The 22,284-nt window shown below is 70.8% G+C and carries 23 protein-coding genes and 2 pseudogenes; 14 read left to right on the forward strand and 11 right to left on the reverse strand.

All coding sequences use genetic code 11. From position 1 onward, the window contains the following. Positions 1–80: 80 nt before the first annotated feature. The 4 genes from ACZ62B_RS11475 to groL all read left to right on the forward strand — a co-directional run bounded on the left by ACZ62B_RS11475 (position 81) and on the right by groL (position 4,203). On the forward strand, positions 81–962 hold the full coding sequence (locus ACZ62B_RS11475; RefSeq protein WP_344557865.1) for a polysaccharide deacetylase family protein: 882 nt from the start codon (positions 81–83) through the stop codon (positions 960–962). Then, complete coding sequence (locus tag ACZ62B_RS11480; protein ID WP_469689987.1) at positions 959–1,810, forward strand: polysaccharide deacetylase family protein; 852 nt, start codon at positions 959–961, stop codon at positions 1,808–1,810. The genes ACZ62B_RS11475 and ACZ62B_RS11480 overlap by 4 nt, the downstream gene beginning before the upstream one ends. 304 nt (positions 1,811–2,114) lie before the next feature. After that, positions 2,115–2,423 carry a co-chaperone GroES gene (groES, locus tag ACZ62B_RS11485; protein ID WP_073932713.1) on the forward strand — a complete coding sequence of 103 codons (309 nt, stop codon included), beginning with the start codon at positions 2,115–2,117 and terminating at the stop codon, positions 2,421–2,423. A 151-nt stretch (positions 2,424–2,574) separates the two neighbouring features. After that, the gene (groL, locus tag ACZ62B_RS11490) at positions 2,575–4,203 is read left to right on the forward strand and encodes a chaperonin GroEL (protein ID WP_344557860.1); all 1,629 of its coding nucleotides are present in this window, start codon (positions 2,575–2,577) and stop codon (positions 4,201–4,203) included. An 81-nt stretch (positions 4,204–4,284) separates the two neighbouring features. Here the strand turns inward: groL and ACZ62B_RS11495 are convergent, their stop codons facing one another. Next, positions 4,285–5,094 (reverse strand): pectate lyase, encoded by an 810-nt coding sequence (locus ACZ62B_RS11495; RefSeq protein ID WP_469690073.1) that lies wholly within the window; start codon positions 5,092–5,094, stop codon positions 4,285–4,287. Between the two features lie 33 nt (positions 5,095–5,127). Continuing rightward, positions 5,128–5,631 (reverse strand): annotated as a pseudogene (locus ACZ62B_RS11500) (RICIN domain-containing protein); the annotation flags it as partial. A 144-nt stretch (positions 5,632–5,775) separates the two neighbouring features. Between ACZ62B_RS11500 and ACZ62B_RS11505 the strand changes: the two are divergent. Next, positions 5,776–6,825 (forward strand): hypothetical protein, encoded by a 1,050-nt coding sequence (locus ACZ62B_RS11505; protein ID WP_468722162.1) that lies wholly within the window; start codon positions 5,776–5,778, stop codon positions 6,823–6,825. An 11-nt stretch (positions 6,826–6,836) separates the two neighbouring features. On the opposite strand, the gene ACZ62B_RS11510 is transcribed toward ACZ62B_RS11505, so the two are convergent. After that, positions 6,837–7,253, reverse strand: a complete 417-nt coding sequence (locus ACZ62B_RS11510; RefSeq protein WP_344557856.1) for a DUF1761 domain-containing protein — start codon at positions 7,251–7,253, stop codon at positions 6,837–6,839. A 191-nt stretch (positions 7,254–7,444) separates the two neighbouring features. On the opposite strand from ACZ62B_RS11510, the pseudogene ACZ62B_RS11515 reads away from it, so the two are divergent. Beyond that, a pseudogene (locus ACZ62B_RS11515) lies at positions 7,445–7,758 on the forward strand (type II toxin-antitoxin system Phd/YefM family antitoxin). Between the two features lie 9 nt (positions 7,759–7,767). Next, the gene (locus ACZ62B_RS11520; protein ID WP_468722158.1) at positions 7,768–8,067 is read left to right on the forward strand and encodes a hypothetical protein; all 300 of its coding nucleotides are present in this window, start codon (positions 7,768–7,770) and stop codon (positions 8,065–8,067) included. 375 nt (positions 8,068–8,442) lie between these two features. Here the strand turns inward: ACZ62B_RS11520 and ACZ62B_RS11525 are convergent, their stop codons facing one another. Next, a complete protein-coding gene (locus ACZ62B_RS11525) occupies positions 8,443–8,652 on the reverse strand; it encodes a hypothetical protein (RefSeq protein ID WP_344557852.1) in 210 nt (69 codons plus the stop codon). 14 nt (positions 8,653–8,666) lie between these two features. Beyond that, positions 8,667–9,149, reverse strand: coding sequence for a DUF3293 domain-containing protein (locus ACZ62B_RS11530; protein ID WP_468722154.1), 483 nt, complete (start codon positions 9,147–9,149; stop codon positions 8,667–8,669). 217 nt (positions 9,150–9,366) lie between these two features. Here ACZ62B_RS11530 and ACZ62B_RS11535 point away from each other — a divergent pair, with 217 nt between their 5' ends. Next, positions 9,367–10,446: a hypothetical protein gene (locus ACZ62B_RS11535; protein WP_344557848.1), complete on the forward strand. Its 1,080-nt coding sequence runs from the start codon at positions 9,367–9,369 to the stop codon at positions 10,444–10,446. A 122-nt stretch (positions 10,447–10,568) separates the two neighbouring features. Here the strand turns inward: ACZ62B_RS11535 and ACZ62B_RS11540 are convergent, their stop codons facing one another. Further along, entirely contained in the window at positions 10,569–10,808 is a 240-nt protein-coding gene (locus ACZ62B_RS11540; protein WP_468884627.1) for a hypothetical protein, read from the reverse strand. Between ACZ62B_RS11540 and ACZ62B_RS11545 the strand changes: the two genes are divergently transcribed. Continuing rightward, on the forward strand, positions 10,797–11,579 hold the full coding sequence (locus tag ACZ62B_RS11545) for a hypothetical protein (protein ID WP_469689994.1): 783 nt from the start codon (positions 10,797–10,799) through the stop codon (positions 11,577–11,579). The genes ACZ62B_RS11540 and ACZ62B_RS11545 overlap by 12 nt on opposite strands. Positions 11,580–11,746: 167 nt before the next feature. Here the strand turns inward: ACZ62B_RS11545 and ACZ62B_RS11550 are convergent, their stop codons facing one another. Then, entirely contained in the window at positions 11,747–12,121 is a 375-nt protein-coding gene (locus ACZ62B_RS11550; RefSeq protein WP_344557845.1) for a VOC family protein, read from the reverse strand. Positions 12,122–12,425: 304 nt separating this feature from the next. Here ACZ62B_RS11550 and ACZ62B_RS11555 point away from each other — a divergent pair, with 304 nt between their 5' ends. Beyond that, positions 12,426–13,655, forward strand: coding sequence for a hypothetical protein (locus tag ACZ62B_RS11555; protein ID WP_469689996.1), 1,230 nt, complete (start codon positions 12,426–12,428; stop codon positions 13,653–13,655). Between the two features lie 371 nt (positions 13,656–14,026). Here ACZ62B_RS11555 and ACZ62B_RS11560 read toward each other — a convergent pair whose 3' ends face one another. From ACZ62B_RS11560 to ACZ62B_RS11570, 3 genes are all read right to left on the reverse strand, one after another. Next, complete coding sequence (locus ACZ62B_RS11560; protein ID WP_344557842.1) at positions 14,027–14,734, reverse strand: ester cyclase; 708 nt, start codon at positions 14,732–14,734, stop codon at positions 14,027–14,029. Positions 14,735–14,871: 137 nt separating this feature from the next. Continuing rightward, complete coding sequence (locus tag ACZ62B_RS11565) at positions 14,872–15,645, reverse strand: SDR family NAD(P)-dependent oxidoreductase (RefSeq protein ID WP_469689999.1); 774 nt, start codon at positions 15,643–15,645, stop codon at positions 14,872–14,874. Between the two features lie 61 nt (positions 15,646–15,706). After that, the gene (locus tag ACZ62B_RS11570) at positions 15,707–16,387 is read right to left on the reverse strand and encodes an MOSC domain-containing protein (RefSeq protein WP_468886547.1); all 681 of its coding nucleotides are present in this window, start codon (positions 16,385–16,387) and stop codon (positions 15,707–15,709) included. Positions 16,388–16,467: 80 nt separating this feature from the next. On the opposite strand from ACZ62B_RS11570, the gene ACZ62B_RS11575 reads away from it, so the two are divergent. Then, the gene (locus ACZ62B_RS11575) at positions 16,468–17,364 is read left to right on the forward strand and encodes a LysR family transcriptional regulator (protein WP_073932703.1); all 897 of its coding nucleotides are present in this window, start codon (positions 16,468–16,470) and stop codon (positions 17,362–17,364) included. Between the two features lie 125 nt (positions 17,365–17,489). Here ACZ62B_RS11575 and ACZ62B_RS11580 read toward each other — a convergent pair whose 3' ends face one another. After that, a complete protein-coding gene (locus tag ACZ62B_RS11580) occupies positions 17,490–17,819 on the reverse strand; it encodes a WhiB family transcriptional regulator (RefSeq protein WP_344557836.1) in 330 nt (109 codons plus the stop codon). 380 nt (positions 17,820–18,199) lie between these two features. Here ACZ62B_RS11580 and ACZ62B_RS11585 point away from each other — a divergent pair, with 380 nt between their 5' ends. The 3 genes from ACZ62B_RS11585 to guaB all read left to right on the forward strand — a co-directional run bounded on the left by ACZ62B_RS11585 (position 18,200) and on the right by guaB (position 22,191). Then, on the forward strand, positions 18,200–18,811 hold the full coding sequence (locus ACZ62B_RS11585; protein ID WP_003948568.1) for a response regulator transcription factor: 612 nt from the start codon (positions 18,200–18,202) through the stop codon (positions 18,809–18,811). A gap of 1,115 nt (positions 18,812–19,926) precedes the next feature. After that, positions 19,927–20,514: a sigma-70 family RNA polymerase sigma factor gene (locus ACZ62B_RS11590; RefSeq protein ID WP_030829597.1), complete on the forward strand. Its 588-nt coding sequence runs from the start codon at positions 19,927–19,929 to the stop codon at positions 20,512–20,514. Positions 20,515–20,685: 171 nt separating this feature from the next. Further along, the gene (gene guaB / locus ACZ62B_RS11595) at positions 20,686–22,191 is read left to right on the forward strand and encodes an IMP dehydrogenase (protein ID WP_344557832.1); all 1,506 of its coding nucleotides are present in this window, start codon (positions 20,686–20,688) and stop codon (positions 22,189–22,191) included. Positions 22,192–22,284 lie beyond the last annotated feature (93 nt).

Genomic DNA, 22,284 nt, shown 5'->3' on the forward strand with positions numbered 1-22,284 from the left:
GTGGCGGACTGCGAGGATCCGGCACCATGCGAGCAGTAGGACGAGTAGGACAAAACGATAAAAAGCTGCCGTTCGGTGGTGTGCGGATCGGCCTCGCGGTACTCGCTCTCGCCTCCATCGCCTCGGGCTGCGGAGCGGGCGGCGGTGGCGCCCGGGTCGAACCGGCGGGCGGCCAGCAGCCCCTGAAGGCGCCTCCGGCCCGCGCGCTCGACGCCTACGCCACCCGACTGCGCGCGGCGCACACCGCGCGGGTCGCCGCCGCGAAGCGCTGGGGACTGAAGAAGGTGCCCCTGACCGCCCCGCCGCCCCCGGCGGAGAAACCGAGGATCACCACCCGCGACGGCTTCGAGGTCGACGGCCACCGCCGCCTGGAACTCCCCCCGGTCTTCACCACCGTCCCCACCGACGAGAAGATCCTCTTCCTCACCATCGACGACGGCGCCGAGAAGGACCCGGCGTTCCTGCGGATGATGAGCGAGCTGAAGATCCCGTACAGCGCCTTCCTCAGCGACTACCTCGTCAAGGAGGACTACGGCTACTTCAAGGAGATGCAGGACCGGGACGTCGCCCTGCACAACCACACCCTCCACCACCCCTACCTGCCGGCCCTGTCCTACGTCCGCCAGAAGCGCGAGATCTGCGGCATGCAGAAGGTCATCGAGGAGCGCTACGGCGAGCGCCCCGTCCTCTTCCGCCCGCCCTACGGCAACTACGACAAGGCCACCCTGCGCGCCGCGAAGGCCTGCGGGATCACCCACGTCCCCCTCTGGAACGAGGAGGTCTTCGTCGACCACTGGGAGTACCGCGAGTGGGACCGCGACCTGCACCCCGGCGACATCGTCCTCACCCACTTCCGGGGCCGCGAGGACTGGGAAGGCACGATGCCGGACATGATCCGCCGCTTCCTGGACAAGGTCACGGCGGAGGGGTACGCGGTGGCCCGCCTGGAGGACTACCTGTGAGGCTCCGTCTCCTGGCGGGCGCCGCCGCCCTGCTGGCCGTGATCGCCGGATGCGGTCCGTCGGGCGGGACGGGGGAGGGCGCGGGGGACGGAGCGGGCCGGTCCCCGGGAGCAGGGGCGGGACGGCCCCCCGGAGCCGGTCCGGCACCGGAGGCCGGCGCCCTCCCGTCCGTCGTCGACCGCATCCCCACCCGCGACGAGGTCGTCTTCCTCACCTACGACGACGGCGCCGAACGCGACCCCCGCTTCATCGACCTGGTGCGCGAGCGCCGGCTCCCCGTCAGCCTGTTCCTCACGGACACGGTGGCCGGCCCCGGATACGCGCACTTCGCCCGCCTGCGCTCGGTCGGCGCGAGCCTGCAGAACCACACCCTCGACCATCCCGCCCTGCGCGGTCTGCCGTACGCGGGGCAGCGCGCCGAGATCTGCGGCCAGCAGCGCAAACTCAAGTCCCGCTTCGGCGTCCGCCCCCGCCTCTTCCGCCCGCCCTACGGCACGTACGACACCACCACCCTGCGAGCCGCCGCCGACTGCGGCATCGAGACGGTGGTCCTGTGGCGGGCCACCCTGGAACCCGACGGCCACCTGACGTACACCGAGGGCCCCCGCCACCTGACCCCCGGCGACATCATCGCCGTACCGTCGGGCGAGGCCCCGTCGTTGTCGTTGACGGAACGGACGACACGGCTGCTGGGGGAGCTGGAGGAGCAAGGGCTGAAGGTGGGCCGTCTGGAGGACTACGCAGGCCGAATCGGCCCGTCGCCGGCCCCTGACGTGCGCCGCTCACCTCTCAGTCCGTCGCCGGTCCCTGGCGAGCGCCGCTCACCTCTCAGCCCGTCCGGCGTTTGAGGACGAGGCCCGTTCAGGGCCGAAGCGGGGGCCTGGGGGCGGCAGCCCCCAGGGGACGGTCACCACACCACCGGCAAGCTGCCCGCAAGGGTGATTGCAACGCCCCCACCCCACGACGCGCCGCAGGCAATTGGCACTCCGCTTGACCGAGTGCTAACCGCAGTCATAGTCTCAGCTCTGGCACTCCCCCCAGGAGAGTGCCAACACACGCGACGGGCAGGTCCGGCACCCGCGACGACGGATCCACCTGGTCGCCACCTCAGACAGTTAACCCCGTGAGATCTCCGAAGGGGGAGGTCGGATCGTGACGACCGCCAGCTCCAAGGTTGCCATCAAGCCGCTCGAGGACCGCATCGTGGTCCAGCCGCTCGACGCCGAGCAGACCACGGCTTCGGGCCTGGTCATTCCGGACACCGCCAAGGAGAAGCCCCAGGAGGGCGTCGTCCTGGCCATCGGTCCGGGCCGCATCGAGGACGGCAAGCGCGTCGAGCTCGACGTGAAGGTCGGCGACGTCGTTCTGTACAGCAAGTACGGCGGCACCGAGGTCAAGTACAACGGCGAGGAGTACCTCGTCCTCTCGGCCCGCGACGTCCTCGCGATCGTCGAGAAGTAAGGGGAACCCGGGGCTGACCCCCCGGACAACCCGACCTCGAAGCAAGCACTTTTGCTCGAACACCGCGCCCCTGGCCCCAGCATCCGACAAGGAGCCGGGTGACCGGGGGCGCAGTGATCTCACCTAGATTTCCGAGAGGGCTCCCGCTGCCATGGCGAAGATCCTGAAGTTCGACGAGGACGCCCGTCGCGCCCTCGAGCGCGGCGTCAACAAGCTTGCCGACACGGTGAAGGTGACGATCGGTCCGAAGGGCCGCAACGTCGTCATCGACAAGAAGTTCGGCGCCCCCACCATCACCAACGACGGTGTCACGATCGCCCGCGAGGTCGAGATCGAGGACCCGTACGAGAACCTCGGCGCGCAGCTGGTGAAGGAGGTGGCGACCAAGACCAACGACATCGCGGGTGACGGTACGACCACCGCCACCGTGCTGGCCCAGGCGCTGGTCCGTGAGGGTCTGAAGAACGTCGCCGCCGGTGCCTCCCCCGCGCTGCTGAAGAGGGGCATCGACGCCGCCGTCGCCGCGGTCTCCGAGGACCTGCTCGCCTCGGCCCGCCCGATCGACGAGAAGTCCGACATCGCCGCCGTCGCCGCGCTGTCCGCCCAGGACCAGCAGGTCGGCGAGCTCATCGCCGAGGCGATGGACAAGGTCGGCAAGGACGGTGTCATCACCGTCGAGGAGTCCAACACCTTCGGTCTGGAGCTGGACTTCACCGAGGGCATGGCCTTCGACAAGGGCTACCTGTCGCCGTACTTCGTCACGGACCAGGAGCGCATGGAGGCCGTCCTCGACGACCCGTACATCCTGATCACCCAGGGCAAGATCGCCTCCATCGCGGAGCTGCTGCCGCTGCTGGAGAAGGTCATCCAGGCCAACGCCTCCAAGCCGCTGCTGATCATCGCCGAGGACGTCGAGGGCGAGGCCCTGTCGACCCTGGTCGTCAACAAGATCCGCGGCACCTTCAACGCGGTCGCCGTCAAGGCCCCCGGCTTCGGTGACCGTCGCAAGGCGATGCTGCAGGACATGGCCGTCCTCACCGGCGCCACGGTCGTCTCCGAGGAGGTCGGCCTCAAGCTCGACCAGGTCGGCCTGGACGTGCTGGGCTCCGCCCGCCGCGTCACCGTCACCAAGGACGACACCACGATCGTCGACGGCGGCGGCAACAAGGAGGACGTGACCGGTCGCGTCGGCCAGATCAAGGCCGAGATCGAGACCACCGACTCCGACTGGGACCGCGAGAAGCTCCAGGAGCGCCTCGCGAAGCTCGCCGGCGGCGTGTGCGTCATCAAGGTCGGCGCCGCCACCGAGGTGGAGCTGAAGGAGAAGAAGCACCGTCTGGAGGACGCCATCTCCGCGACCCGCGCCGCGGTCGAGGAGGGCATCGTCTCCGGTGGTGGCTCCGCGCTGGTCCACGCCGTCAAGGTCCTCGAGGGCAACCTCGACAAGACCGGCGACGAGGCCACCGGTGTCTCCGTGGTCCGCAAGGCCGCCGTCGAGCCGCTGCGCTGGATCGCCGAGAACGCCGGCCTCGAGGGCTACGTCATCGTCTCCAAGGTCGCCGAGCTGGAGAAGGGCAGCGGCTACAACGCCGCCACCGGCGAGTACGGCGACCTGGTCAAGGCCGGCGTCATCGACCCGGTCAAGGTGACCCGCTCCGCCCTGGAGAACGCCGCCTCCATCGCCTCCCTGCTCCTGACGACCGAGACCCTGGTCGTCGAGAAGAAGGAAGAGGAAGAGCCGGCCGCCGCCGGTGGTCACGGCCACGGCCACGCCCACTGAGCGACCCGCTCGCAGAACGCCACGAGGGCCCGGTACCGCCGCAGTTCGGCGGTGCCGGGCCCTCGCCCCGTGCGGTGTGCCCTACTCGTACGTGACCTCGGAGGGCTCGTAGACGCAGGACTTGCCGTCGGGACCGCTGCCGAGCGCGGTCGGCTCGTCGCCGCTGTCGTTGCCCTCGAAGCGCTCGCAGACGACGATCTTCTTCTTGCCGTCGCCGACGATCGTCACGTCGGAGAGGGTCGCGGTGTCACCGTAGTTGGCGTTGACACCGGCGATGACCTTGCCGGGGCTCGTGACCAGGACGTTGTCGATCACGACGTGGCGCTCGTACTGGGTCCCGCAGTTGCCGCAGGAGCGGTAGAGCTTGCCGAAGTCGGACACCTGGAAGTTCTTGACGGTCAGGGTGCCGGCGCCGTTGTGCTGGAAGACCTTGTCGTCGGCCTTGCGGGCACCGCCGCCGTCGACGACGTAGGCCGCCGAGGCGGACTTGCCCTTGAAGCTGGCGGCGTCCTCGCCGACGTCCTCCCACCACACGTTGACCAGGGTGCAGCTGCCCGAGCAGTGCACTCCGTCGGCGGCGGGCGAACCCAGGATCACGTTCTTCAGCGTCGCGCCGTCGGCGAGCTTGAACATCGGGTCCTGGCCCTCGTCCTGACCGCTGCCGCCGAGGTCGCCCGAGCCGTGGAAGCGCTTCAGGGAACCGTCGTACACGCCGCTCACCTCGATGGTCGAGGAGACGGGCTGCTCGTCGGTGGCGGTGGGCCAGGAGGCGAACGCGGTGTCACCGGCCGGCTCGTCGTCGGCGGAGGGGGAGGGGGAGGGGGAGGGGGAGGCGGGGGCGCTCGCCGTCGGAGTGGACGGCGGGGGCGTCGATCCGTCCGCCTCCCGCAGGGTCCAGGTCTTGCCGGCGGCGTTGTCGCAGGAGTTCTGCTGCACCAGGCCGTTCTTGGGGTTCAGGCACTTCTCGCTGTGCGCGTTGACCAGGTGGTAGGCGTCACCGACGGCGCTCACCTTCCACACCTGGGAGGAGCCCTCGCCGCAGTCCTGCTGCTGCACGGCCTTCCCGGCGGAGGTCGAGTCGCCCTTGACGCCCGCGCACAGCCCGGTGGCGGACGACGTCACGGTGAAACCGTCGCCGGAGTCGGCCAGTTCCCAGCTCTGGTCCGCGCCCCCGTCACAGTCCGCCAGGGCCAGCTGCGCACCGGCGCCCGTGCTTCCCGACGGAACCTCCAGACAGGTGTCGCTCGCCGCGTTCACCAGGCGGTAGGTACCCGCGCCCGGTTCCGCCGCGGACGCCGACATCAGTACGCCGCCGACCACGGCGCCGCCCACGAGCGACGTGGTGAGAGCGCCGATCAGGACGGTGCGGCGCCGGCCGTTCCTTCTCCGGTGCCCCGTGTGCGGGGCGGTGTTACCAGTACTGCGCATGTCACGGCTTTCGTTCGATGTGCGATGGCCCTCGTTGTCCACCGCCCTGTAGTCGCCGCCGCACGTCAGGGGGTTGCCGCACGTCCGCGATATTTTTTTGACGACGGCCCGGCGCGTGAGGCCGGGAAGCAGGAGGGGGATGTGATGAGCCAGGTGCTCTACGGGGAACGGTCCCGGAACCCGCTGGCGCGGACCGTGGAACTCACCGAGGACGGGCTGCGCAGAGGCGGCCGGACGACACCGCCGGCCGAGTTGAACCTCGGCGCCATGGCGGAAGCGTTTCTACGGGGGTGCTGGCTCGGCGGCGCCGGCACGGAACGCCCCCTGGCCTCGCTGGCGCAGGGCCCCGGCGCCGTCCCGGTCACCCGCGTGACCGGGACGACCACGCTCCTGAAGGTGCGCCGAGCCGCCGACTTCGCCCGCGCCCTGGGCACATGGGCGGTCCACAGGTGCGGCGGGGCGGACCAGGTGGCCGCGCTCGCCGCGCGGGCGCACGCGGAGGGCGTACCGCTGTGGATCGCGCGGCGCCACGCGCACGGCCCCGCCGGACCGGTCACCGTCGCCGTGGACCGGCGCCTGGTCCGCGTGGACGTGTGGGGCCCGCACGCCCCGGCCGTACGGCTGCGGGCACCGTACGGCTTCCGCGGCGACTCCACCGTCCCGGACGGCGGCCTGGTCATGACCGTCGGTGACACAACGGCCCGGCTCGTCCTCCAGAAGAAGTTCCGCAAGTCCAGGAGCAGCGTGGAGATACGCCTGCCCGACCGGCACTGGACACTGCGGCGCGAGAACGCCGGGAGCTCGTGGCTGCTGCGCGACGACCGCCGGGTCGCGCTGCTGACCCGTCCGCCACGCCGGCCGGACCCCGTACCAGGCACGGTGCTGCTGCCGCTGGCCGCCGTGCACCACGAGAGCCCCGACCCCCTGGACGCCGTCATGGCCCACGCGGTCGCCGTGTCCTTCGGCCTCGGGGACACGACGGGCCTGGCCAGGTTCCGCCCCCGCTCCCGAGGAGAGGCGGAAGCCGGCACCTGGGACCTCCCCTGGTTCAGCAACCTCGGCACCGGCCGCGACGACAACGAACCCGGCGGCGGCGACGGCTGGGGCAGCGACGGAGGAGACGGCGGCGACGGCGGTGGTGGTGACGGCGGTGGTGGTGACGGGGGCGGAGGCGGAGGCGGAGGCGGCGACTGACCGGCGGGGACTCAGCGCATCGCGACCAGGACGACGCTGTTGAGCACACTCGTGATCACGAAGAACGGCGCGTTGAGGACGCCGTAGTACAGCGGGCGCGGGAAGTTCGGGTTGATGGCGATCTGGAAGGTCATCGCGCCGAGATAACCGACGCCGACGAGGAGCCCGAATATCACGGCGTCACCCATGCCGGTGATGTCGAGCGTCTCGACGAGCACGGCGCTGGTCAGGACGGTGACGAGGAGACACACCGGCGGCCCCGCCATGGTGACCGCCGTCTGCGCGGGCGCCGGCGCGCCCTCGCGGCCGAGGGCCACGGCGTACGGCTTGGCGATCACGACCGCGAACCACACACCGGCCAGCAGGACCGAGGCGACGGCCGCGACGGCGACGGCCGCCCAGTTGATGTCGGCGAGAACGGAGAACACGCGCGGGCTCCTTGCGCAACGAGCGGTCCTTGCAACCGCCGGGGGCACGAGTCTCGGTGACGTACAGGACAGGGTGTGTCCGCTTCCTCACGGGGAGCCCTTCCTGCCGGTGGGCCATGCGACTCGTACCGGATCCCCGTACCGTCGAACCGGTACGGCTTCCCTGTACCGGTTCTGTTGGAGGAGGGGTTGTGTCCATCACCGCCAACGAGGCTCGGGCCAGGCTTTCCCGCTGATCCAGCAGGTCAACGACGACCATGAGCCGGTGGAGATCACCTCCAGGGGCGGCAACGCCGTACTGATGTCGGCCGACGACTTCCGTTCCTGGCAGGAGACCGTCTACCTGCCGCGTTCGCCGGCCGACGTCGCCCACCTCATGGCGGCCGTCGCCGCGGACAAGGCCGCCGACACCCCGGTGATCACCAGGAGCATGACGGAGCTCGAGGCGCCGGCCTCGTCGACAAGGAAGCCGCGATTCGGCGACAGCCTGCCGTGGCGCTCGTAGGATGCCTGGATGCCCAAGCCGATACGGACGAGCCGCCGTGCGTGGGGTGCCGCGTGGGTGGTGCTGTGCGCGGCCGGTCTCGCCGCCACCGCCGGACTGAACGCCTCCTCGGCACCGGACCCGCAGCCCGAGAGGTCCGTCAGCGCCGAGTGCGCCGAGTACGTCGCGGACATCGAGACGCAGTTGGCCGAGGCCAAGGCCGAGCAGGAAGGCGAGGGAGACGGAGTGCTGGCCTTCTCCCGGGTCCAGGCCGGCACCGGGGACGACTGCCGCGACGAGCTTCGCGACCACCTCCGGGGTGATCGGTGAGCCGCGGTGCACGGCTCGCCGCGACGGCAGGACTGATCTGCGTCGGTGCCGTGGCGATCATTGCCGTGAGCGCCACAGCGGAACCGGAGCCGTCGCCCACACCGCCGCGGGTGTACTCCTCCTGCCTGGCGGCCGACACCGAGCCGGTGCCCGAGGGCGGCGACCCGTGCGGCGGCCGTTGAAGAACGACTGAGCGACCGTCCACCGCGGAACGGCGGAACACCCGGGCCCAGGTCGGCTCCCGGACCCAGGCCAGCCCCCCGGGCCCGGGCTGACGGAGCCACCACAGGACGAGAACCGTGGGCGCGGAAGGCCGTCAGTCCTCGCCCGGAACGGCCTCGGCACCGTTCCGCCCGTGGCACCCCGGTGGTGACGTCATCCCGTGCCGTCCACATGAGGGCGGGCCAGGCGGCGCAGCGGAGACGTCCTGTCCCACACGTGCCAGCGCGCACCGCACACGGGGTCCGTCGCGTAGGTCACCTCGGCCGGGAAGCCGTCGACCGCGACCCGCTCGGCCGGCGGATCGGAGAGACGCCTGCCGCAGCGCGGACAGCGATCCGGGGTACGCATGGGATACATGCCCATCGCTCTGCTCCTGCCTACGCCGACGCCCGTCCGGACGCCGCCCATCCGCTCACCGCCACGGCGCCGCTTCCGCATGCCAGGACCCGCCAGGCGTCGGGGGACCAGGCGAACACCGCGTCCTGGCCGAAGCGGCGCCCCAGGGCACGCGCCGCCGCATCGCCCAGTCCGACGACGGCGACACTCTCCTCCCGGTGCGTACCGCTCACGTCGCCACCCACCGCGGGCCACGAGGTGAGACCACGGCGACGGACCTCGTCGAGCAGCAGACGCTGGTCACGGGCGTTGGCGTCGTCCGACGCGGTACGGCCACGGGGGTTCCAGGCGGTGATCACATGGACGGTGGCGCCGCTGCCGGCCGGTACTGGGAAGAAACCCTCGGCCGTGTCCCGAGGACGTGGTGCGACTCGCACGGCCCGCTCCCCGAACCGGATGTCGACGACCGCCGTCCGGTAGAGATCCCAGTTACGGGGCGTGCCGGGTGCGCCGATGGCGTGCACAAGGGCCTCCTGTGGAACGAAGACCCCCTTACACCTCGTGCAGGGAGATCGGTACTCGCCTCCACGGGATCATGGAGGCATCGGCCGCAAGATTTCATGAACCGAGCTCCGAGGCAAGAGGGTTGTGAAGGTGATGCGGAGCCGCGGGACACACCACGGTCCTCGGTGAGCGCGAAGGGCGGTCCGTCCTGTCAGTGGGGCCCGTTACCTTCGGGCCATGTCGATCACCGCACAACTGCGCGACTCGGTGAGGCTGCCGGGTGGGCGCGCACTGGTCAACGGCTTCGCGCTGGAAAGCCGTAGGGACGGTCCCCGCCGTGCCCTGCTCCGGAACGGGCACGAGCTGGAGGTCTACGACCTCCGGGAGCTGTTCGCGGGGGAGCGCGCGCCGACGGCCGTCTTCCCCTTTCCCTGGCCCCGGTGGGAGTACGGCGTCCATTCGGTGAGCCCGGACGGCACGTTCGCGGTCTTCTCGGGGCAGCGCGCGGTACGGGCCATGGGGACGGACGGGAAGACGCTGTGGGAGTACCGGCACGGCTGCTGGGGCCCCGAGCTGGATCACCCGCACACGGGTGACGAGCAGGAGGTGTGCCGGGGCCTGGAGCACGGCTCCTGCCGGGTCTCGGACGACGGCCGGCTCGTGTGGGCCCATGTCGTGGCCGGACCGGAGCAGGGCGACTGGCAGGAGCGCTGGGTGGTCCTGGACGCTCGCAACGGACGGGAGTTGGGGTGGCTGCCGCTGGACAGCGCGGCAGCCGGATCGAACCACCTCTCCCACCCGGACGGTGTCCACATGGGGCTGGGCATCGGCATGGGCCAGGACGGCATCCTGCTGCACTGGGCGCGCTGGGACGGCGAGAAGCCGACCGGCTGGGAGGTGAACGAGGGACTGGACCGCATCCTGACGGACGTCCACCCGGGACACCCCGGCTTCCTGACGGTCGAGCACTACGGGGCGGACCTGCGCCTGCACGCCCTGGACGGCACGGTGATCGCCGAGCAGGAGCCCGAGCCGGCCGACGACGAGGACGACGACGAGGCCTACTGGGACTACGGCTGCGGCTTCGTCGACGCCGACACCGTCATCGCCTCGACGGTCGACGCCGACGAGGATCTGGAGCAGGCCCGCCACTGGCTGCTCGACGCCCGCACCCTGCGTATACGCGGGGTGGTCACGTACCCGACGGGCCCCGTCGACAGCTACGTATGCCCGCTCGGCGACGGGACCTGGCTCACGTACGACGACGAGAGCGAGACGCTCCACCGCTGGACCCGGGCGGACCCGGGGACGAGGTGACGAACCGCGTCGACGGCTCGGCCGCTCCGCCGGGTTGTCCCCCTGTGCCGCGAGGGGAACAATGAACCGTTGATGTATCCGGGCACGGGGGGCTCTGCGTGGACACAGGAGAATTGGCGGGCTTAGCCGTAGGCGTGGTGGCCGCGGTGGCGGCCGGGGCGGCCACCGGCGTCGGGGAAGGGGCGGGCACGGCGGTCGTCGAGGTGGTTCGCGCCCGCCTCGCGTCGACGGAGCGAGGGCAGCGGGCCCTGGAAGGTCTCGACGCGGATGCGAATGCCGCGCCGGCCCGGTCCGAGGCCGCGGGCGTTCTGCGCGAGGAGATCGAGGCGGATGCCGAGCTCCGGAACCGCTTGGAGCAGCACCTGTCCGGGACCACGGCGCACTCCTCCGTGGTGATCACGGGCAGCCGGGTCACCCGCAGCCCGATCGCGATCGGTCCGCTGACGATCAACAACACGCTTCAGGCACGGGGGTGGTTCGCCGCTGCGGCGGCCCTGCTCGTGGCGCTCGTCGTCCTTGCCGCCTACGGCGGGGTCCAGTTGTTCGGAGCCGACGACTCTCCGGGGGCAACGCCACGGGGGACGGCTCGGAGCGACCCCCGACCGGCTGAGGACGGCGAGAGCCCGCCCGACCGGGGCGGTGACACGACGGTGGACACGAGCAGATCCCTGTCGGCGGGCGAGGCCGGGCAGATACTGCCCACCCTGCAGGACATGCCGCCGAACTGGACGCCGTACGGAGACGCGGGCGTCGCCCCGGCGGAAGAGCCCGGACAGTGCCACCAGGGCCGGGTGGAGTACGAATCGACGGAGCCGGACGTCGGGTTCCTGGTTGCGGAATTCACCGTCTACGCCTGCCCCGGTGTCGACTCGGCCGGTACCGGTTATGAGGAGCTGATCCGTCAGCAGCAGGGTTACGACGAGACGAACGCGATCTCCATGCCGCGCTTCGGCGACGAGAGCACTGCGCTCGTCTACTACAAGTCCGCCGAGGACAACACCACCGCGGTCTCGGTGGTGCGCACCGGGACCGTGCTTCTCATGCTGAGGTACGCGCATGTGGACGATCAGCCCGATTACGCGGCGCGCGTACAGGAGTTGACCGCGATCTTCGCCGGCCTGGCCACAGGCTGACGCGCCGCACCACTTGGACTGTTCGCCGGCCCTGGCGTGATCGGCCGCCACGGCCCGCTTTCGGCCCGCGAGGCGTTGCCCACGTCGTCGTGGAGCCTGGCCCGAACGGTGTTGGTGTGGCGGCGGCAGCGGACGAGGGCGCCGGCGAAGGCCGGGACGTGCTCGGCTCAGTGGAGGCAGAGGCAGAACGGATGGCCGGCCGGGTCCGCGTAGACCCGCCAGTTGGCCTCCGGGCGGAGCTGGTCCGTCCGCTCCAGCACGGTCGCGCCGAGGGAGAGCGCCCGCTCCTCCTCTCCGTCGAGGTCGTCCACGTCGAAGTCCAGGTGGAGCTGCTGCGGACGGTCCTGGCCGGGCCATTCGGGCGGCCGGTAGCCGTCGGCCCGCTGGCAGGCCAGCGGAATTCCCTCGAACCCGTGCACCTCGACCCACTCGGGAGTGTCCGGGTCCGCGACCACCCGGCCACCGAGCAGCTCCGCGTAGAACTGCGCGAGCCGTACCGGATCGGCGCAGTCCAGCGCGACCATCTGCAGCTTTCGAATCACTTCCGGCGCCCCTCGCTCTTCGGCCGCTTCCGCGACACCCCGTACGGGAGGGGTCGTACCCGGCATCGAGGCGGGCATGCGCGGCATCACGGCGCCACCGGAAACCGGACGGCAGGCCGCTCAACAATCCACATGCCCAAAGGATGGTGAACGCGGCAAAAGGAACCCATGCCAAACAGAAAGCAACAGAATACGTCGCGCATTCCCTTGACGTGCCCCACTTAACGACAGAACACTCTCGACTCGAGACGCGGTGCGAACGCCGCGCCTCACCATGTCCACGGGAAGAGGGAAGATGACTGACATGCGCAGAACATCACGGCGCCGCTTCGTCGGGGCGGCGGGCGTGGCCGGCATGTCCGCGGTTCTCGGGTCACCGGGCGCGGCGCTCGCCGCGGAGGCCGAACCCGGCCGGGACCGGGCGGCCACCCCGTACACGCGAGCCGGAGCCCATGGTGCCCTCGGGGCGAACTACAACGAGTACGTGGCCGATCTGGACATCCGCGAGCTCCAGATCGGGGGGACCGAGTGGGTCCGGTGCTTCTTCCCGATGCCGGAGGCCGGTCAGGGCGAGCTCGCCGACAACGTCACCCTGCGTACGATCCTGGGTGTCGGCGCTCGCGGCTACCGGACCCTCCTGACCCTGAAATTCCCCTACGGCGACTCGGCCATGCCGACGCCGGGCAGCCCGGCGATGGAGACCCTGCTCGTCCAAGTGGACAAGGTTCTGGCGGAGGTTCTGGACCGCGTCGACATTCTTCAGATAGGCAACGAGCCCTTCATCGAGAGCCTGCCGGAGGAACGCGGCGACACACTGAACGCCTTCTACGAGACCGTCGCACGTCATGTGATCACGTACCGACGCGTGCACCACGGACGTCGCTGCCGCACCCGCCTCTACATGGGCGCGCTCAACCGGCTGGACCTCCCGGGCCGACGGACCGCGGCCACCGAACGCTGGATGACGTTCGTCCGGCAGACCCCCGAGATCGACGGCGTGGACATCCATCCGCACGTTCCCTCACCGGACGCCGTACAGCCTTTCCTTGACTACATCCTGCCGCGGATGCGACCCGAACAGACCTTCCTGGCCACCGAGTTCTCACTCGTCTGGTACTGGCAGGCCCACATGGACGACCGTATTCCGGCGGAGTTCGCCGACCGCTACGGGTTCGCCCCGACCAGCTTCGTCTGGGAAGTGATCCAGGCCGCGATCGAACGGCCCTTCCCCCAGAGGCAGTGGGACGACTTCCTCTCGTCGAGCCCCTGGTACGAGAGCCAGCGGCACTTCCTGCGCGATCAGGTGGAGAAGTTCCGGGCGACCGGCCGCCTGGCCGTCGCCACGTACGGCTACCGCCAAGGGGAGTCGATGATCCGGAACTGGGGCCCGGCCAAGCCGCCGTGGCTGCTCAACGCCGTCTTCGCCCCGCGCACCGTCCAGCCGTGGCGCAACGGCACCACCGGACGCGGCTACGCGTGGATCGAGGATTTCCGGGCCCTGCAGCGCGGTGGTGCGATCGCCGGAAGCCGATGACTCCGTAACCGGCCCCGGACTCGACGGGCGACTCCACCGAAACTCCAGGTCAGCTGTATGACCTGGAGTTTCTTGTCGCCCGGGCCGCTACGTCGGTAGGACGACCGTGTACGCGTCGGCCTGGTGCGTACGGACCAGGCCCGGACGGGTGCGTGGTCCATGGGCACCAGGCGAAGACGGCGACGGGGAACGATGCCCGGCGCGGCGGCGGAAGGAACTCTCGGAGGCGCGTGATTCGTGCTGTTTTCCCTGCCGAGCGGCGCCTGGAGTGATCAACAGGTGGCTACGTTTCTTTACCGGGTCGGGCGGCGGGCCTTCCGGCGACGCCGGCTCGTTCGTCGACGGGCTGCATGCGGCGGGGCGGCGTCGGTTCAGAGATCCGTCGGCTCCAGCGCCCCCAGCCGCGCCATCAGCCCCAGCCGGTCGTACTGCCACCAGCCCTCGACGATCTTCCCGTTGTCGCCGAAGCGGAAGATGGTCGTGCCCGTCATGGCGGCCTTCCTCCCCGTCGCCGGGATGCCGAGGAAGTCGCCCTTGTGGGTGCCCTCCCAGCTCCACCGGGTGCACACCCGGTCCCCCTCGGCGAGCTGGTCCTCGATCCGGAACGCGAAGTCGAAGCCGCCGCGCCACACGTCCATCTCGCGCCGGAAGTGGTCGAGGCCGATGACGTCCTGCTCGTTGGCCGGATCGTGGTCGTGGTAGTGCTCCTCGATCAGGCCCGTCATCGGGGAGAGGTCGTCCTCGGTGGCCAGGATCTCGAAGAAGCGCCGCGCGGAGTCCGTGTTCAGCCGCGCGTCGCGCACCACGTCCAGGTCCGTGAAGGTCGGCATGCCGTCACACAGGGCCACCATCTCCCGGAAGATCCGGTCGGTCTCCGGCAGCTTGGAGTTCCGCATCGCCTCCTCGTACGACGGGAACTCCACGATCTCGACGACGTGCGACGTGTCCGCGCGGTCCTTGCCGACCACCGCGTGCGTCGCCGTCCGCTTCCCCCTGGTCTGCTCGGCCCACTGGTCCAGGAGCCGGTCCATCTCCTCGAGCCGGCTGGTCCTGCAGTCGATGAGCTGTAGGAAGGTCATGGCTCTCGCCTCCGGTCCCCCCTGCGTCCGGGTCGGTTCCGTCAGCACCCATTTTCTCCCGGGGAGCGGGCTCCGTCCCGCCGTGGCGGAGTGGCCGTCGGGTCACCCGTACATCCGTACCGAGGCCTGCCGGGGGCCTACCGGGGCCCGTACTTCCGTCCCGTCCGCGACGAGAGCCCGCCCAGCAGCCCGCGCGGGACCAGTTTCGCCGCCCCCATCAGCGCCTTGTAGCGCGGATCCGGGATCGACAGCGTCTTGCCCCGGGCCAGGTCCGCGAGCGCCGCCGCGGCGACCTTGTCCGCGTCCAGCCACATCCAGTTCGGGATGTTGTCCGTGCCCATCCCGGCCCGCGCGTGGAACTCGGTGCGCACGAAACCGGGGCACAGCGCCATCAGCCGCACGCCGTGGCCCGCCAGGTCCTGCGCCGCGCCCTGGGTGAACTGCACGACCCACGCTTTGGACGCCCCGTAGGTCCCGCGCGGCACGAACGCGGCGGTCGAGGCGACGTTCACGACACCTCCGCGTCCGCGCTCGCGCATCGCCTCCGCCGCCGCCGACGTCAGCCGGAGCACCGCCTCGCAGTGCACCTTGAGCATCATCAGCTCGTCGGCCATGGGGACCTCGAGGTAACGGCCCCGGTGGCCGAAGCCGGCGTTGTTGACCAGCAGGTCGACGGGGTTCTTGCGGTCGCCGAGACGGTCGGCCACCGCCTCGATGCCCTTGTCCTCGGCCAGGTCGGCGGTCAGCACCTCCGCCTCGATGCCGTGGCGGTCGTGCAGCTCGGTCGCCTGTTCGCGCAGCCGGACGGTGTCGCGGGCGACCAGCACCAGATCGTGTCCGTCGGCCGCCAGCCGCCGCGCGAACGCGGCACCGATCCCAGCCGTCGATCCCGTAATCAGAGCCGTTGTCATGGCGCAAGAGTAGTTACCCGGAGGAGGGGCGTCCGCTTCGTGTCATTCCATGGACATGCCGTCAGGCCGTCGGCTCCGTCCCGTACTTCTCCACGTACGTCCGCGCCGTCGCCAGCGCCTCCGGATGCAGCGCTTCGCCCGCCGCCAGCAGCCGGGGCAGCAGCGTCCGCTCGGTCGTCACCGCGCGGAACTGCAGCGCGACCGTCACCTCGTGCTCCGGCCGGTGCACGATCCGTACGGCGTCACCCGCGCGTATCTCGCCGGGCCGGATCACCCGGAAGTACGCCCCCGGCGCGCCCCGCCGCGTGAACCGCTTCACCCAGCCCGTCTCACCCAGATGGCCCTGGAAGGTGCGGCAGGGGATACGCCCGGAGGTGACCTCCAGCACCACCTCGGGACCGACGGCCCAGCGCTCACCGATCAGGGCGCCGGACACGTCGATCCCCTCGGTGGTGAGGTTCTCGCCGAACATGCCGTTCGTCAGCGGGCGCCCCAGCGTGCGCTCCCACTCGTCGAGGTCCTCGCGGGCCATGGCGTACACCGCCTGGTCGTCCCCGCCGTGATGCCGGGTCTCGCACACGGCGTCCCCGGCCAGGCCGCTCGCGCCGATCCCCTTCGGCCCCGGCGCGGCCACCCGCACCGGCCCGTCCACGGGCTGCTTGTCGATACCGGTCACGCCCTCGCGGTGGTCCGTGTAGGGCACGGCCTTGGGTCGCCCCAGGTTCACAGACAGAAGCTTCATGAGTCGCACGGTAAGCGATGAACGTCAAAGCGTCGACGCATTATCCGGCGCCGTGTCAAAGGTCGGCTTATCCTTGAGGTGTGATCGAAGCCCGTCATCTCCGTGTACTGCGCGCCGTGGCCACCTCCGGTTCCTTCTCCGCGGCGGCCCGCGAACTGGGCTGCACCCAGCCCGCCGTCAGCCAGCAGATGAAGGCCCTGGAGGCGTCCGTGGGGACGCCCCTGCTCATACGCAGCGGCCGTGAGATGCGCCTGACGCAGGCCGGGGAGGCGCTGGTGCGGCACGCGGCCGGGATCATCGCCGGACTGACCGCCGCAGAGGAGGAGGTCGCCGCCATCGCCGGGCTCCGCGCGGGCCGGGTCCGGCTCGTCTCCTTCCCCAGCGGCAGCTCCACACTCGTCCCCACGGCCCTCGCCGCCCTGCGCGCCGCCCACCCCGGCACCCGGGTCTCCCTGGAGGAGGCCGAACCGCCCCGCTCCGTGGAGATGCTGCGCGAGGGCGACTGCGACGTGGCCCTCGCCTTCCGGTACGAGGGGGCGGCGGGCGCCGAGGAGTGGGACGACCTCGTCGTACGGCCGCTGCTGTCGGACCGGCTGGTGGGGCTCGTGCCCGAACGGCACCGGCTCGCCCGCGCGGAGTCCGTCGCCATCGGCGAACTCGCCGACGAGCCCTGGATCGCCGGCTGCCCGCGCTGCCGGGGCCAGCTGGTCGAGGTGTGCGAGACGGCCGGCTTCACCCCGCGCATCGACTTCGCGACCGACGACTACCCGGCCGTCGCCGGACTGGTCGGCGCCGGACTCGGGGTGGCGGTGCTGCCCCAGCTCGCCATCGAGTCGGTACGGCCCAGGGGGGTGCGCACCGTGGCGCTGGAGCCCGCCGTGCGCCGGGAGATCGTCGCGCTCACCCTCCCGGACCTCGCCCAGGTGCCGGCGGTCACCGCGACGCTGGAGAAGCTGGCCGGGGCGGCCGCCCGGTAAGGGGAGCATCCGGATGCGTGGTCACCGTGCGTGAGGAGTGGTTGATCACCCCCAGTGACGAAGCGGGGGCACGCGTGCGTGCTCGGTGTTCTCGGCGTTCCCGATGTTCTTGGAGAAACGTTCCTTCAGTTGTTCGAAGCGGCGTGCCCGCCGGCGGCCGATGCCGACACCAGCCGGTTGCGCGCCCGCCCCATCAGCTCTTCGCGCTCGTCCTCGGTCAGTCCGCCCCACACGCCGTACGGTTCGCGTACCGCCAGCGCGTGTGCGGCGCACTCGGCGCGCACCGGGCACCTCATGCAGACCTCTTTGGCCGAGTTCTCGCGAGCGCTTCGAGCCGCACCACGCTCGCCCTCCGGGTGGAAGAAGAGCGAGCTGTCCACCCCGCGGCAGGCAGCCAGGAGTTGCCAGTCCCACAGGTCCGCGTTCGGTCCGGGAAGGCGGGAGAAATCTGCCATTACGTGACCCCTTGTAGCCGTTCTGGGCGGATCCGGTGTCCACGACCGTACAACTACGATCCAAGGAGATGAAAATATGACTCATTGCGAATCTAGCCCCGGACACCAACAAAGGGGAAGAAAAGGGGCTGAATGGGGCACGGCTTGTGATGAAAGTTCGGAGGTCCGTCGCGCGTATCTCCATCGTGTCCGCCTCCTCACGTAGAGTGCCGAAGGTGGCAGACGGCCCCGTAACTCTTTCGAGTGACCGTCGTTGAGAGTGCGAGGCGGTTGAAGGGACAAGCGCTCGGGCGGGCGTCCGAGACGGTCGACCGCACAGGTGACGATTTCGTACCAGCCTGGAGGCTCAAGGTGACGCGCATCAGCTGCGGAGGGCGGCCATGACTTCCGTCCTCGTCTGCGACGACTCCCCGCTTGCCCGAGAGGCGCTCCGCCGCGCGGTTGCGACCGTGCCCGGCGTCGAGCGCGTGACGACGGCTGCCAACGGCGAGGAAGTCCTCCGCCGCTGGGGTGCCGACCGCTCGGACCTGATTCTGATGGACGTACGCATGCCCGGACTGGGCGGCGTCGAGACGGTCCGGCGACTGCTGTCCGCCGACCCCGGAGCGCGCATCATCATGCTCACGGTCGCCGAGGACCTCGACGGTGTGGCGCTCGCGGTGGCGGCCGGCGCGCGTGGCTATCTGCACAAGGACGCCTCCCGCGCGGAACTGCGGGCCACGGTCACGCAGGCGCTCGCCGACCCGACCTGGCGGCTCGCCCCGCGTCGGCTGCGCTCCGCCGAGATGGGCGCGGCGCCCACGCTCACCGCGCGGGAGATCCAGGTCCTCGAAGGCATGAGCCACGGCCGCTCCAACGCCGAGATCGGCCGCGAGCTGTTCCTCTCCGAGGACACCGTCAAGACGCACGCGCGGCGGCTCTTCAAGAAGCTCGGCGCGTCGGACCGGGCTCACGCGGTGGCGCTCGGCTTCCGGTGGGGCCTGGTGCGCTAGGGCGGCCTCGCGTCGGGATCACGCCGGGTGGCGAGCAGGGCCCCGGGCCCTGCGCCGCGGGACGGCGGTGGGCCCTGGTGCCCGGGCGTGTGCGGCCTGGCGGGGATCCGGGGCCACGTGCCCGGCGACGTGGATCGGCGGGGCGGCCGGGGCGCGGCCGACGTGGAACCGGGAGCCCCGGGTTCGACACGGTCCGAACGAGAGGCCCTGGGCCCCTTCCGCCCGGACCGGCCCGCCTTGCCGAGCGGCGCCTGTGAACGCCCCTGCCCGGTCCCCGGCCACGGGGACCGGCACAACGCACCCGTGCGACGGGCCGCGCGCGCACCGGGCCCGAGCGAAACCAGCCGGCCGCGAGGTCCCGTGCACTGGTGGGACGTGGTTCCGGCGGGCACGGAGCCTGCGGCTGCGCGGCGCAACGCGGCCTCGTGGACCCGAACCGAACCGCACGGCAGACCATGGGGCCGACCGGGCGGACCCCGGGGCAGGCCGCGCCGGCCCCGGAGCACGCCAAGTCGACACAGTCGGCTGGATCCGCCGGGCCCGGGGCCTTCGTCGTCGGTCGTGCTCGGGGTGTGGGCTTGCCCGTTGTCCGTCGTGCGGGGTGTGGGAACCCCGTGGTCGCCGGGCCTGGGGTGCGGGGGCTCCGTCGTCGGTCGTGCTCGGGGTGTGGGCTTGCCCGTTGCCCGTCGTGCGGGGTGTGGGAACCCTGTGATCGCCGGGCCTGGGGTGCGGGGGCCTCCGCCGTCGGCTGCGCTCGGGTGCGGGCTTGCCCGTCGTCCGTCGCGCGGGGCGTGGAGAAGCCCCGCAGTCCACCGCGCCCGGGGTGCGGAAACCCCGTCGTCCGCCGCGCCCGGGGTGCGGAAACCCCGTCGTCCGCCGCGCCCGGGGTGCGAAAACCCCCGCCCACCAGTGCCTCGGCGGCAGCCGCCCGGTGCCCACTGCTCGTTTCGCCGCGGATGCCGCATCCTTGAGGTGTGGAGTTCCTCGGGGACGAGTCGGTCGAGCGGAAGGGGAGGGCGCAAGGGATGAGTTCCGGCGCACCTGCTCATAACGCTTCGGTGCACAACCAGGGACACGGTGCCGCGGACCAGACGTCCGCAAGGCACCATGGACCGATGCGCGACGACGAGGCGGGCACTGCCCAAGGGGCGATCGGTGCGCTCGTCCATCGCGCGGTCGACGGAGACGAGCAGGCCACACACGATCTGCTCGCCCATGTCCACCCCCTGGCACTGCGCTACTGCCGCACCCGTCTGTCGCGGCTGCCCGGCGACGCCCGGCACTTCGTCGAGGACCTCGCCCAGGAAGTCTGCGTCGCGGTGCTCCTCGCGCTGCCCCGCTACAAGGACACCGGCCGGCCCTTCGAGGCGTTCATCTTCGCCATCGCCTCCCACAAGGTCGCAGACCTGCAGCGCGCGGCGATGCGGCACCCCGGTTCGACGGCCGTGCCCTCCGACGAGATGCCCGAACGCCCCGACGACTCCCTCGGCCCGGAGGAGCGCGCCCTGCTCAGCAGCGACGCGGAATGGGCCAAGAAACTGCTGGCCAACCTGCCCGAGAACCAGCGCGAGCTGCTCCTGCTGCGGATCGCCGTGGGCCTCACGGCGGAGGAGACTGGACAGATGTTGGGAATGTCACCCGGCGCCGTCCGGGTGGCCCAGCACCGCGCGCTGAGCCGGCTGCGCGCCCTGGCGGAGCAGTAACCCCCGCCACCGCGCCGCCCCTTCGGCACACGAACGGAATATGAACGGAAGATCAGCCGTTCCCGTACGAACATACGAAGCCTGGAGCCGTGCGAAACCGTGGAATGAGACACCCGCGCTTCCCGTTAGCATGGACATCCGCACCGATCAAGGCCATTTGGGGAAGGTGTCATGACTGCAAACGTCGACGGAGTGCCCGGTAAATTCGCGACACTCGGGCTGACCTACGACGACGTGCTGCTGCTGCCGGGCGCGTCGGACATGGCGCCCGACCAGATCGACACCGCCTCGTACGTCTCCAAGAACGTGCGGGTCAACATCCCGCTGCTGTCCGCCGCCATGGACAAGGTCACCGAGTCGCGCATGGCGATCGCGATGGCCCGCCAGGGCGGCGTCGGCGTCCTGCACCGCAACCTGTCCATCGAGGACCAGGCCAACCAGGTCGACCTGGTGAAGCGCTCCGAGTCCGGCATGGTGACCGACCCGATCACCATCCACCCGGACGCCACGCTCGCCGAGGCCGACGCCTTGTGCGCCAAGTTCCGCATCAGCGGCGTCCCGGTCACCGACGGCAACAAGAAGCTGCTCGGCATCGTCACCAACCGCGACATGGCCTTCGAGACCGACCGCTCCCGTCAGGTGCGCGAGGTCATGACGCCGATGCCGCTGGTCACCGGCAAGGTCGGCATCTCCGGCCCGGACGCCATGGAGCTGCTGCGCCGCCACAAGATCGAGAAGCTTCCGCTGGTCGACGACAGTGGCGTCCTCAAGGGCCTGATCACGGTCAAGGACTTCGTGAAGGCCGAGAAGTACCCCAACGCCGCCAAGGACGCCGAGGGCCGCCTGCTGGTCGGTGCCGCGGTCGGTGTCGCCGGTGACGCCTTCGAGCGCGCCCAGGGCCTGATCGAGGCCGGCGTCGACTTCATCGTCGTCGACACCGCGCACGGCCACTCCCGCCTGGTCGGCGACATGGTCGCCAAGATCAAGTCGAACTCCTCCGGCGTCGACGTCATCGGCGGCAACATCGCCACGCGCGACGGCGCCAAGGCCCTCGTCGACGCGGGCTGCGACGGCATCAAGGTCGGTGTCGGCCCCGGTTCCATCTGCACCACGCGTGTCGTCGCCGGCGTCGGCGTCCCGCAGGTCACGGCGATCTACGAGGCCGCGCTCGCCGCCAAGGAGGCCGGTGTCCCGGTCATCGGCGACGGCGGTCTGCAGTACTCCGGCGACATCGCCAAGGCCCTCGTCGCGGGCGCCGACACGGTGATGCTGGGCTCGCTGCTCGCGGGCTGCGAGGAGTCCCCGGGCGAGCTGCTGTTCATCAACGGCAAGCAGTTCAAGTCGTACCGCGGCATGGGCTCGCTGGGCGCCATGCAGACGCGCGGCGACCGCAAGTCGTTCTCCAAGGACCGCTACTTCCAGGAGGGCGTCGCCTCCGACGAGCAGCTCGTGCCCGAGGGCATCGAGGGCCAGGTGCCCTACCGCGGCCCGCTCTCCTCGGTCGTCCACCAGCTGGTCGGCGGCCTGCGCCAGTCGATGTTCTACGTCGGCGGCCGCACCGTGCCCGAGCTCCAGGACAACGGCCGCTTCGTGCGGATCACCTCCGCGGGCCTCAAGGAGAGCCACCCGCACGACATCCAGATGACGGTCGAGGCACCGAACTACAGCCGCAAGTAGACAGAAGGCCTTCCAGGGCGGTCCCGGAGCATCCGGGGCCGCCCTCGGCGTGTCCGTCGGGGATACTGGAAGGCGCTGCAACGCATCAGGGAA

The sequence above is a fragment of the Streptomyces sp. NPDC053426 genome, assembly GCF_055585405.1.